Origin of the sequence: Enterobacter sp. BNK-18 (assembly GCF_047456135.1) — a bacterium.
GTDB classification, from domain to species: domain Bacteria; phylum Pseudomonadota; class Gammaproteobacteria; order Enterobacterales; family Enterobacteriaceae; genus Enterobacter; species Enterobacter ludwigii.
Genome location: NZ_CP179899.1, coordinates 2991560 through 3003506 on the forward strand (window position 1 = coordinate 2991560; position 11947 = coordinate 3003506).

The window sequence follows — 11947 nt, forward strand, 5'->3', positions numbered from 1 at the left end:
AAAACAAAACGGTAACCCAAAGGTTACCGTTTAGGGTGTTTGCGCCCTCTTCTCAGTGAGAGCACGGACAGGGGCTCGCGCCCCTCCCCTACAAACAATTACAGCAGTTCTTTTGCTTTCGCGACAACGTTTTCAACGGTGAAGCCGAACTCTTCGAACAGCAGCTCTGCCGGAGCAGATTCACCGAAGGTGGTCATGCCGACGATTGCGCCGTTCAGGCCCACATATTTGAACCAGTAGTCAGCGATACCTGCTTCTACTGCCACGCGCGCGGTAACGGCTTTAGGCAGTACGGATTCGCGGTAGGCTGCATCCTGCTTGTCGAACGCATCGGTAGACGGCATGGAAACCACGCGCGCTTTAACGCCTTCGGTAGACAGTTTTTCCCATGCGGCAACAGCCAGCTCAACTTCAGAACCGGTCGCGATGAAGATCAGCTCTGGCTGACCCGCGCAATCTTTCAGCACGTAACCACCACGGGCGATGTTCGCCAGCTGCTCTGGAGTACGTTCCTGCTGTGCCAGGTTCTGGCGGGAGAGGATCAGTGCGGTTGGACCGTCCTGACGCTCAACACCGTATTTCCACGCCACGGCGGACTCAACCTGGTCACATGGACGCCATGTGCTCATGTTTGGCGTCACGCGCAGGGAAGCCACCTGCTCTACCGGCTGGTGAGTTGGACCATCTTCGCCCAGACCGATGGAATCGTGGGTGTAGACCATCACCTGACGCTGTTTCATCAGCGCAGCCATACGCACGGCGTTACGCGCGTACTCGACAAACATCAGGAAGGTAGAGGTGTACGGCAGGAAACCACCGTGCAGGGAGATACCGTTCGCAATCGCGGTCATACCGAATTCACGCACACCGTAGTGGATGTAGTTACCGGCAGTGTCTTCGTTGATTGCTTTAGAACCAGACCAGATTGTCAGGTTAGATGGCGCCAGGTCAGCGGAGCCACCCAGGAATTCTGGCAGCAGCGGACCGAACGCTTCAATCGCATTCTGAGAAGCTTTACGGCTGGCGATTTTGGATGGGTTCGCCTGCAGTTTAGCAATGAACTCGTTCGCTTTGGCGTCGAAGTCAGACGGCATGTCACCCTTCATACGACGGGTAAATTCAGCCGCTTCCTGTGGGAAGGCTTTCGCATAGGCAGCGAACTTCTCGTTCCATGCGGATTCTTTCGCCTGACCCACTTCTTTAGCATCCCACTGCGCGTAAATTTCAGATGGGATTTCGAAAGCAGGATATTTCCAGCCCAGCGCTTCGCGCGTCAGAGCGATTTCCGCGTCGCCCAGTGGCGCACCGTGGGAATCGTGGGTACCCGCTTTGTTCGGAGAACCGAAACCAATGATGGTTTTGCACATCAGCAGTGACGGCTTGTCCGTCACAGCGCGCGCTTCTTCTACTGCACGTTTAATCGAGTCAGCATCGTGACCGTCAACGCCACGCACAACGTGCCAGCCGTAAGCTTCGAAACGCTTCGCGGTGTCGTCAGTGAACCAGCCTTCAACGTGACCGTCGATGGAGATGCCGTTGTCGTCATAGAACGCAACCAGTTTGCCCAACTTCAGGGTACCTGCCAGGGAGCACACTTCGTGAGAAATGCCTTCCATCATGCAGCCGTCGCCCATGAATGCGTAGGTGAAGTGGTCAACAATGTCATGACCTGGACGGTTGAATTGCGCGGCCAGGGTTTTCTCGGCAATCGCCATACCCACCGCGTTAGCAATACCCTGACCCAGCGGGCCGGTGGTGGTTTCTACACCTGCGGTGTAACCCACTTCCGGGTGACCTGGCGTTTTGGAGTGCAGCTGGCGGAAGTTTTTCAGCTCTTCAATTGGCAGATCGTAGCCAGTGAGGTGCAGCAGGCTATAGATCAGCATTGAGCCGTGGCCATTAGACAGCACGAAACGGTCGCGGTCAGCCCAGGAAGGGTTCTGCGGGTTGTGGTTCAGGAAATCGCGCCACAGGACTTCGGCGATATCAGCCATCCCCATAGGGGCGCCCGGGTGGCCGGATTTGGCTTTCTGTACTGCGTCCATGCTCAGCGCACGAATAGCATTAGCAAGCTCTTTACGTGAGGACATTTTAACTCCAGATCGGACTGTTAAAGGCCATGCCCTTGACGACAGCGCGTTTTGGGCTACGCCGGAAAAAAGTGCCAACAATGTAACCCAAGCGGCATGTCATGTACATGGAGCATTCTTTTGCAGCTTAAGAAATCTCTGGATCATGCTCGCATGTTGCGCAATCTGCTCGCCCGGCCCCGTAGATATTCCTTATACTTAGCCCGACCCCGGCTTCGTTGCCGGTGCACTTTTCAGATTTTATTCAGATTAACGAGTACGGAAGCGACATCATGAAAATGCGTGCAATAGTGCTGGCCCTGGGTACAACGCTCCTGCTGAGCGGCTGTCAGAATATGGATTCTAACGGCCTGATGTCCTCAGGCGCAGAAGCCTTTCAGGCCTACTCCCTGAGCGACGCACAGGTTAAAGCGCTGAGCGACCAGGCCTGTAAAGATATGGACGGAAAAGCCACGCTTGCCCCGGCCAATAGTACCTACACGCAGCGTCTGAATAAGATAGCCTCCGCGCTGGGTGATAACATTAATGGCCAGCCGGTGAACTATAAGGTGTACATGGCCAAAGATGTAAACGCCTTCGCGATGGCGAACGGCTGCATCCGCGTTTACAGCGGGCTGATGGATATGATGACCGACAACGAAGTTGAAGCGGTTATCGGCCATGAAATGGGCCACGTTGCACTTGGCCACGTGAAGAAAGGCATGCAGGTTGCGTTAGGCACTAACGCCATCCGCGCCGCGGCGGCGTCTACGGGCGGTATAGTCGGCAGCCTGTCACAGTCGCAGCTTGGCGATGTGGGTGAAAAGCTGGTTAACTCTCAGTTCTCGCAGCGTCAGGAATCCGAAGCGGATGACTACTCCTACGATCTGTTGCGCAAACGTGGCATTAATCCATCAGGTTTAGCCACCAGCTTCGAAAAACTGGCCAAACTGGAAGCCGGTCGCCAGAGCTCCATGTTTGATGACCACCCGGCGTCAGAAGAGCGCGCACAGCATATTCGCGACCGTATGGCCGCAGACGGAATTAAATAATTCGAAAGGAGGCATATTTGCCTCCTTTTTATTTCGCATGAATTGTTAATTTAACCGCACATATCGGTAATAGTACTTTAGTACCTTTCTAAGCCGCGCAAACACTGTCTTATCGCCCTGAAACGTCTCGTCACATAATTATTGCAATCATTTACCATTCGGGTAATTATCGAGCTCGCAGTAATTCAATTTACAATATTAAGACAGAGACGTTCCCTCCGTGAAAAAAGAATTATCATTAATTGCGTTAAGTTTATTCGCCGCATTACCCGCCGTTGCAAGCCAGCAATCCGACAGCAAAGGGTTTGTTGACGACAGCCATTTAGATCTGTTTTTACGCAATGCGTATATCAGCCGTGATTATCATCAGGGCCAGCAGGACAAAGCCGAATGGGGTCAGGGCATCGTTGCCACGTTTGAATCCGGCTATACCGAAGGGCTGGTTGGCTTCGGTGTGGACGGCATTGCCCAGTATGGTGTGCGTCTGGACGGCGGTCGTGGAAAGAGCGGCGCAGGCGGCATTGACTTCTTTAAACAGGAAGACGATGGCCGGGCTAAATCCGATCTGGCGAAATTTGGCGCCACAGCAAAAATGCGTATTTCCAATACCGTGCTGAGCTACGGTAACCAGCGTCCGGAATTACCGATTGTTAATGCCGACAATTCCCGTCTGCTGTTTGAAAGCTTTACCGGCACCATGCTGACCTCAAAAGAGATCGCGGGTCTGGAAGTGAACGCCGGTTACTTCACCGATGAGCAGCGCAAAAGTGACGACCGCCACGACAGTGGCCTGAAGAGCCTCTCCTTCGGCGGTGCGAGCTACCAGTTCAACGACCAGTTCAGCGGTGCGCTGTATGCCTCTCATGTGGAAGAGGTGATGAACAAGCAGTACCTGGGAATGAACTTCAAACAGCCGTTCAGCACCGGGCAGCAGCTGGTGCTCGATTTCAACGGCTATAACTCACGCCTGGATCAGCGCTACGCAGACAGCCTTGATACCGGACGCAGCAATAGCATCTGGAGCCTGGCGGCAAGCTACATCTGGGATATTCATACCTTCAAGGTGGCGTATCAGCAGAGCAGCGGCAGCACCGGCTATCACTATGGCAGCTATCGCGATCAGGGAGGCGTAGGTGACGGCGGCAATACCATCTGGCTGGCGAACTCCTACTGGTCTGATTTCAACGGCGAAGACGAGCGCTCATGGCAGGCTTCTTACGCGCTGGACTTCGGCGGTCTGGGTTTACCGGGCCTGAGCTGGACCACAGCTTACGTGCGTGGCGACAACATCAAGACCTCTGAAACCAGCAACGGTAAAGAGCATGAGTGGTTTAACCAGATCCAGTATCAGGTGCAGGACGGCCCGGCTAAAGATCTGAAACTGAAACTCCGTTACTCCGTCCTGCGTGTGTCCAGCAACGTCAGCGACTATAACGTGGGCGGGGATGAGATCCGCGCGTACGTGGAATACCCGTTTAACGTGTTCTGATTAAGCCCCTCACCCGCCCTTCTCCCTAAGGGAGAGGGCTGGAGTGAGGGTAAACACGCTTAGTACAACGTCTTCTGCGGCGGCCCGGCAAACTTCAGCGCGCCAATCTGTCCCATCCGCACTTCCACTACCGACGGTCCTGGCATGGCAAGCGCTTCGGTCATCACCGCGTCAAAATCCTCCGCCCGTTCGACGCTCCACGCCTGTAACCCCATCGCATGCGCCAGCTGCGTAAAGTCCGGGGTATGCAGCTCGTTATAATACTGGCGCCCGCCGAAATACTTATCCTGGATGCCGCGCATGACGCCGTAACCGCCGTCATTCATCACCAGCAGCGTCACGTTGGCCTTCTCCTGCGCCAGCGTTGCCATCTCGCCCAGATTCAGGCTTACGCCACCATCGCCCACCAGCCCCACCACTTTGCGTTGCGGGTTGGCAATCGCCGTGCCAATCGCCATCGGTAGCCCCATGCCGATGGCGCCTGCCAGCGAGTGAATGTTCATCAGCGGTCCGTTGGCGCGGAACAAACGGCTGCCCCACAGGCTTCCGGAAACGGTGATATCACGAACCAGCAGGCCATCTTGCGGCAGCGCGTTCTCGATGGCGTCGTTGAGCTTCGCATAAGCACCGCACTGCTCACGCAGTCCCGCAACGGCTTTCGCCAGCGCCTGCTGCACCTGTGTATCCCACTGTGCATCGCCCCATTCACGCCCCTGAGCTTTAGCCGCCAGCGCGGTTAACAGCGCCGCGCAGTCGGCCACAAGGGTTGTGTCCATCAGATAGTTGCGGCTCGCCGCCGCGGGGTCGATATCAATCTGGACGCGGGGATGCGGTAATTCAAGCGTCCACGAGCGGGTTTCGTTGCTGCGCAGGCGTGAGCCAGCGACCAGCGTAAAGTCGCACTGGGCGATCAACGCCTCAACTGACGGCGAGTTATGAAACGCCCGCAGGCTGGCGCGATGGCTGTCCGGCAGCACGCCGCGCGCGTGGGTGCTGGAGATAACCGTCACTCCCGCATCCGCCAGTTTTTTTACCGCATCAGCGCTACCGAGCGCTCCGCCACCCAGCCACAGCAGCGGCTGTCTGGCCTGTTTAAGCTGCGCCCACAGCGTGTCGACCACTGCCGTATCAACCGCGGAAACCGACGTCGGTTTCACCGGAGCGGTGATCAGCGACACGGGGATTTTCGCCCCCTGAATATCAATCGGGATCTCCACGGAGACCGGCCCGCACGGCGGAGTTTGCGCCTCCTGAATGGCCTTGTGAAGGATCGCTATCGCCTGGTTTGCGTTGCTGATGCGGTATGCCCGTTTTGAGCTGGCCTTCAGGAAGGTCAGCTGGTCGCGGGTTTCGTGGATAAAGCCGGTGTCGGCATCCAGCCAGGCTTTTTCCACCTGGCCCGTGATATGCAGCAGCGGCGTGCAGGCATTCATGGCTTCCACCAGCGCGCCGACGGCGTTACCCGCCCCGGCACCGGTACTGGTCAGCGCCACGCCGAGCCCGGAAAAACGGCCGTGGGCATCGGCCATGGTGACCGACCCCGCTTCGCCACGTGCGGGCACAAAGCGAATATTCCCGCGCTGCCCTACCGCATCGGCGATGGGTAAATTGTGGATGGAGATGACGCCGTAGATGGCCTCAACCTGATACTGCTCCAGCGTTCTGGCGATGGCGTCGCCGACGGTTATCATTTCGCTCATTACTCACCCTTTCTCAGTCGCACCAGTGGTTGACGCTGTTACCCGTCGCCAGATAAATGCTCTTTTGCTGCATCCAGGCTTTCAGCCCCTGAATGCCCTTTTCGCGGCCCAGACCGCTCTCTTTAAAGCCCCCGAACGGGGTCGAAATTGCAAACACTTTGTAGGTGTTTATCCACACCGTGCCCGCTTCAAGCTGCTCGCTCAGGCGCAGGGCGCGCCCGGTATCCCGCGTCCAGATCCCGGCGGCAAGGCCATAAACGGAGTCATTCGCCTCACGGATCAACGCGGCTTCATCGCTAAAGGGCATCGCCACCAGCACCGGGCCGAAGATCTCCTCCTGACAGGCGCGCGCGCTGTTGATCAGGCCTTCGATGATGGTGGGCTGGAAGTAACTGCCGTTTGCCAGCAGTGGATCGGCAGGGATCTCCCCGCCACACAGCACGCGGCCCCCTTCACGCTTTGCCAGTTCAACGTAAGCCTGCACGCTCTTGCGGTGCGCGTCGTTAATCAGCGGTCCCACATGGGTGCCGTCGGTAAAGGGATGCCCGACCCGCAGGCCGCGCGTTAACTCGAGCAGCCTCGCCATCAGTGGGGCGTAAAGGCGCTCATGGATAAAGAGCCGCGAACCGGCAATACAGGCCTGACCCGCCGAGCTGAAAATGCCGTAGCAGATCCCGCGCGCAGCCAGCTCAACGTCGGCATCTTCCAGCACGATGGTCGGGGATTTACCGCCCAGTTCCAGCGAGGCCGGGATCAATTTTTCCGCCGCCACGTGCGCCAGATGACGGCCCGTGGTGGTGCCACCGGTAAAGGAGATTTTTCGCACTTTCGGGTGACGCGCTAGCGCATCGCCAATCACCGAGCCTTTGCCCGGCAGCACGCTCAGCAGCCCGGCGGGTAAGCCTGCCTGCTCAAAAATACGCGCCAGCTCCAGCGCCATCAGCGGGGTGGCTTCGGCTGGTTTGAGAACCACCGCGTTACCGGCAGCAATGGCCGGCGCCACTTTCTGCATTTCGCTGGCAATGGGGGAATTCCAGGGCGTGATAGCCGCCACCACGCCGAGCGGTTCATATCGGCTGAGGGTAAGCACATCAGGCTGGCGTGGGGTCGGCAGTTCACCTTCCAGCAGCTCGCAGGCGGCGGCAAAATAACGCGCCGTGCCTGCCGCGCTCATCACCAGCCCCCGCGCTTCCGCCAGCGGTTTACCGTTGTCGCGACTCTGCATGCGGGCCAGTTCATCGACGCGGGATTCGATCAGATCCGCCACCTTATGCAGGATCTTCGCACGCGCATGCGGCAGGCTGTTACGCCAGGCAGGATCGCGCCACGCGCGCTCTCCGGCGTCGATAGCCTCCTGCAGATCCTCCAGGCTTGCCGCGTGGAGCGTGGCGTTCACCGCACCGTCTGCCGGGAAATGACTCTGCATCAGGTTACCGCCGCCACGCCGCCAGTTGCCGCCAATGAAAATGTTAAGATCGTCCATCGTCGCTCCTCAGCGCTGCGTCAGTTCACGGCAGGCGCGAACCGCGCTGAGTGCCGCCAGGGTGGAGGTTTTGGGGTTGCTGGCAAGCGGTAGCCCGCTCAGCTCCAGATGGAACTCGCCAAACATCCCTTCGACGTGCAGCGTGTGGGTATTGCGTTGAGTGGCCGGGTCGACCATCAGTTGCACGCGGGTGTCATCCATCCCCACGCCGCCAAGTGCCACGGTCGCCGCCACGTTGGCGTTGGCCGGAAACAGTCGTGCCGCTTCACGTGCGCTGCCTTCAAAGAAGATCTGCGCCTCGGACACGGCGTTAAGATCGATAAGCTGCTCGGCATAGCTGCCGCGCCAGCTGGCCGGGCTTTTACGCGACTGGTAGGTCACCTTCTCAAGCCCGCCCTCTTTTGCCGCTGCCAGGCCATCAATGCCCGCCACCGCCCCGGAGAGCAGCGTCAGCTTTCCGCCTGCGTTGAGCAGACGCTGTTCCAGCGCGCTGTCTGCCAGCGCGCCGGTGGAGATCACCGCCAGATGCCATCCACGGCGTAAAATCGCTTCCCCGTACTGCGCCACCGCCTGCTGGCTGGCACATTCCAGCACCAGATCGGGAGTATCCGTACATAATGCGGGCGAGGTCAGTGCCACCACCGCATCGCCAAACTGCTGGCGGATAGCAGCATGATGCGTCTCGCGCGCCACGATCCAGCCGATGGCAACCTGCTCGGGCAGGCGCTCAATGACCGCCTGCGCCATGGCACCGTAGCCGATTAACATGATTTTTTTCATGATGTGTCCTTACAGATGACGGCAGAAGCCGCCGGAAACGTCCAGCGCCGCACCGGTGGTAAACGAAGCCAGCGGCGAAGCGAGGAACAGCAGAGCCTGCGCAGGCTCCTGCGGCTTACCGAGACGCGCCATCGGAATGCCGCGTTTGCGGGCAATATCCGCCGTCCACTGCGGCCAGCTCTGACTTTTATCCGACCGGTTCTCAAAGCGACGCCGCCACTGGCCGGATTCCACCATGCCAAGCAAAATGGAATTCACGCGGATACCCTTACTCACCAGCTCTTTCGAGAGCGTGAGCGTCATATTGAGCAGCGCGGCACGTGCTGCGGAGGTGGCAATCATGTGTTCCTCTGGCTGCAGCGCCAGCAGCGAGTTCACGCAGGTAATGGAGGCAATATCCGATTGCTCCAGCTGCGGCTGAAAAGCCTGCACGGGGTTAATCACCCCAAACAGTTTCAGTTCGGCTTCATGCAGCCAGGCCTCGCGCGGGGTGTCATTGAAGTGCGCCACATACCCCTGTCCGGCGTTATTAATCAGCAAGTCTGTCCCGCCAAAGCGGGACTTAACGGCCTGGGCAAAGGTCTGAACCTGGTCTGCATCCAGCACGTCGCAGCGGTGAGAGAAAATCTCGCCATCAGGGAATTCGTTTTGCAGCGACGCATGCGCGCTGGCAAGCCGGTCCGGGTCGCGGCCACAGAACGCCACTTTTGCCCCCTCGCCCAGCAGCAAGCGCAGTGTTTCAAAACCAATGCCAGAAGAACCGCCGGTGACTACCGCTACGCGCCCGTCAATTTGTGCATTCATCGCGCACCTCTTCGTTGATACGTAAAAGCTGTTGATTAAAAAACGCGTCGTTATCGAGATAGCTGGCGTGCCCGGCCAGGGGAATCGCGGTAAACGGCATGCCGTAACGTAGCGCCAGCCCCTGAACCAGCTCAGGCTGGGTAATGGCGTCCTGCTCGCCGCACCAGACTTCAAAGTCACCGGCGTAACGCTTCAGCCAGCCGTGAATATCGTCATGTGCCAGCATCCATGCGGCAGCGAGGTAGCCTTCCGGGCGCAGTTTGCGCATGCCCGCCGCAACGGTGGCAATATCGTCCTCACGCGCGCCCGGGCGTAATAATTTAGCGGCCCGGGTTTGCGCCAGGATCTCGCCCCCAAGCGCCATCTGCTGCTCCCGGTTACGCCAGACCTGCTCGCGCTGCGCCGGCTCGGCCTGGCCGTAACCCTGCGCGGCATCGGCCAGCACCAGATGCAGCACGCGTTCGGGATACTTCGCCGCAAAGGCGCTTGCCACCAGCGCTCCAAGCGAATGCCCGACCAGAACGACCTGCCAGACGCCCGCACGGTCCAGCATGGCCGCCAGCGCGTCGGCGTAATCCCCCGCGTTGGCGCGCTCAACCGCCAGCATCGGGCTTTCGCCATAACCGGGCATGTCCCACGCCAGCACGCGAAAACCGTTCAGCGCCATCTGTTTATGCCAGGAGGCAGCGCCGGAGCTGATGCCGTGGAGCAGCATCAGCGGGATGCCGCTTCCCTGTTCACGAAAGCCCGTCATCGCGCCCCCTTAGTTCCGCTTCACTTTCGACAGCGGGTGATCGGCCGGATAGGTCGGGATTTCCGGCTTGTTGGTGCCGAGCATCACGCACATCAGCGCCTCTTCTTCACCATGATTGAACAGACCGCGATAGATGCCCGGCGGAACGGAGATCAGATCGCGTTCGCGCAGCACGGTTTCGGTGTAGTGATCGCCGTCCTGGATCATCAGCGTGATCTGCCCTTTAAGCATGAAGAACACCTCTTCCACATCATCATGCAGATGCAATGGTCCCTCGCACTTCGACGGCAGCACCATGGTGGAGAAGGTAAAGTGCTCAGCCGGCACGGTATTGGTATCGCTTGCCACGCCCGTCGCCCCGGTACCGATGTAGCGCATCTGCGCACGGCGGTATTTAGGATCGAAATCGGCCTGGAACTTCAGCGCGTTCCAGTCATATTTACGCCCTTCAAAGCGCGCAATGCGCGACTCGATCCACTCTTCCATGGTCAGATGGTCAGGTTTAATGCCTGGTTTTGCAGTTACGGTTGAATCAGTCATGACACTCTCCTCAGTAACGTCTCAGCAGCGGCAGTAACAGGACGCAGCCCACCGCCGCCATCACCGCCAGAAAAATCAGCCCGGAATCCATGCTGTGGGTGAAGGCGATCAACGCGCCCATCACCGCCGGCGACAGCGCGCCTGCAAAGTTTCCCAGCCCGTTGAAAATACCGCCCGCCGTCGCGCTCACCCGGGGATGGGTCGCCTTCGCCAGCAGTGCGAAAATGTTCGGCGCACCGGTGCCCCACATAAAGGTGCTAAAGCTCATCGCCGCGATAACGGCCAGCGGGGTATCAAGATGCATGACCGCCGTCAGGCCTAATCCCGCGCCAGCCATCGAGATAAAGCAGGCCACCGCGCGTTTATCGACCCGGTCAGAAAGCCATGCGCCAATCACCTCACCCGCCAGCATGGCAATAAACGGCATCGACGACAGCCAGCCCGCGTGTTCAAGATGAATGCCTTTCCCTTTAATCAGGTAACCCGGCAGCCAGCCATTGATTCCCCACAGGTAGGTGAGAAACGCGATGTTAAAGATGCAGATAATCCAGAAGTGCGGGCTGACAAACAGCTCGCGCCGCGCGGCACGTCGTTCATCTTGTGATTCGCGATCCGCAGCCGGTTTGGCACCCAGACGGATCCCGCGTAGACCGATGCGCACGAACACCAGCACCGGCACGGTGAGCATCGCCATCACAAAGAAGGTGCTCTGCCAGCCGAAGGCATTCAGCAGCCAGATAGAGAGAGGGAAACCAATCGCCGCGCCTACCGGGGTACCCAGCAGCCACAACATGGTGGCTCGCGCCTGCAGATGCTGCGGGAAGTTATGCCGCACAATGGCAAACGCCAGCGGAAACAGCGGCCCTTCTGCCACGCCCAGCAAAATGCGCAGGACGATCATGACCGTGTAGTTATGGGTAAACCCCATGGCCACCATCAGCACGCACCACACCACCATCATGCCGGTGAGCAGGCGAAGCGGTGCAATCTTGTCCCCCAGTCCGCTTAAAAAGACCGATGAGAAGCCGTAGCTCAGCAGAAAGGCGCTCATCAGAATACCGAGGCGCGTGGTGTCAAAATCAATGCCCATCGCCTGCTGGAAATGGCTGTCGGAAAAGAGCGCCGCAATGCTGATTTTGTCGAAAAATGCCAGCAGCACGCAGGCCAGCAATGACAGCGGGATGGCCCAGCGCACCGCTTTTTCGGGCGTGCGGGTGCCCTCACCGCTTGCCTCAACCGGCGCGGTGTTAGTCTCAAATGTAGTCATGTCTCCCCC

10 protein-coding genes are annotated in these 11947 nt (G+C 58.7%); 2 read left to right on the plus strand and 8 right to left on the minus strand.

Going from position 1 to position 11947, the window contains the following annotated elements; translation table 11 throughout:
* Window positions 1-98: 98 nt before the first annotated feature.
* Window positions 99-2090 (minus strand): transketolase, encoded by a 1992-nt coding sequence (tkt, locus tag ACMGG3_RS14355; RefSeq protein ID WP_414149269.1) that lies wholly within the window; start codon window positions 2088-2090, stop codon window positions 99-101.
* 272 nt (window positions 2091-2362) lie between these two features.
* Between tkt and ACMGG3_RS14360 the strand changes: the two genes are divergently transcribed.
* Both ACMGG3_RS14360 and ACMGG3_RS14365 read left to right on the plus strand, forming a co-directional pair.
* Window positions 2363-3121, plus strand: coding sequence for a M48 family metallopeptidase (locus tag ACMGG3_RS14360; protein WP_020883714.1), 759 nt, complete (start codon window positions 2363-2365; stop codon window positions 3119-3121).
* Window positions 3122-3341: 220 nt separating this feature from the next.
* Window positions 3342-4610 (plus strand): OprD family outer membrane porin, encoded by a 1269-nt coding sequence (locus ACMGG3_RS14365; RefSeq protein ID WP_414149270.1) that lies wholly within the window; start codon window positions 3342-3344, stop codon window positions 4608-4610.
* Window positions 4611-4669: 59 nt separating this feature from the next.
* On the opposite strand, the gene ACMGG3_RS14370 is transcribed toward ACMGG3_RS14365, so the two are convergent.
* From ACMGG3_RS14370 to ACMGG3_RS14400, 7 genes are read right to left on the minus strand one after another with little or no spacing between them, the layout of a single operon-like run.
* A complete protein-coding gene (locus ACMGG3_RS14370; RefSeq protein ID WP_014171541.1) occupies window positions 4670-6310 on the minus strand; it encodes a thiamine pyrophosphate-binding protein in 1641 nt (546 codons plus the stop codon).
* Between the two features lie 13 nt (window positions 6311-6323).
* The gene (locus ACMGG3_RS14375; RefSeq protein ID WP_047356723.1) at window positions 6324-7793 is read right to left on the minus strand and encodes an aldehyde dehydrogenase; all 1470 of its coding nucleotides are present in this window, start codon (window positions 7791-7793) and stop codon (window positions 6324-6326) included.
* A gap of 9 nt (window positions 7794-7802) precedes the next feature.
* Window positions 7803-8573 (minus strand): aspartate dehydrogenase, encoded by a 771-nt coding sequence (locus tag ACMGG3_RS14380; protein WP_020883712.1) that lies wholly within the window; start codon window positions 8571-8573, stop codon window positions 7803-7805.
* Window positions 8574-8582: 9 nt separating this feature from the next.
* The gene (locus tag ACMGG3_RS14385; RefSeq protein ID WP_020883711.1) at window positions 8583-9377 is read right to left on the minus strand and encodes an SDR family oxidoreductase; all 795 of its coding nucleotides are present in this window, start codon (window positions 9375-9377) and stop codon (window positions 8583-8585) included.
* Window positions 9361-10131, minus strand: a complete 771-nt coding sequence (locus ACMGG3_RS14390) for an alpha/beta fold hydrolase (protein ID WP_025203266.1) — start codon at window positions 10129-10131, stop codon at window positions 9361-9363. The genes ACMGG3_RS14385 and ACMGG3_RS14390 overlap by 17 nt, the downstream gene beginning before the upstream one ends.
* A 9-nt stretch (window positions 10132-10140) precedes the next feature.
* Window positions 10141-10671: a cupin domain-containing protein gene (locus ACMGG3_RS14395; protein ID WP_020883709.1), complete on the minus strand. Its 531-nt coding sequence runs from the start codon at window positions 10669-10671 to the stop codon at window positions 10141-10143.
* A 10-nt stretch (window positions 10672-10681) separates the two neighbouring features.
* The gene (locus ACMGG3_RS14400; RefSeq protein ID WP_025203265.1) at window positions 10682-11938 is read right to left on the minus strand and encodes an MFS transporter; all 1257 of its coding nucleotides are present in this window, start codon (window positions 11936-11938) and stop codon (window positions 10682-10684) included.
* Window positions 11939-11947 lie beyond the last annotated feature (9 nt).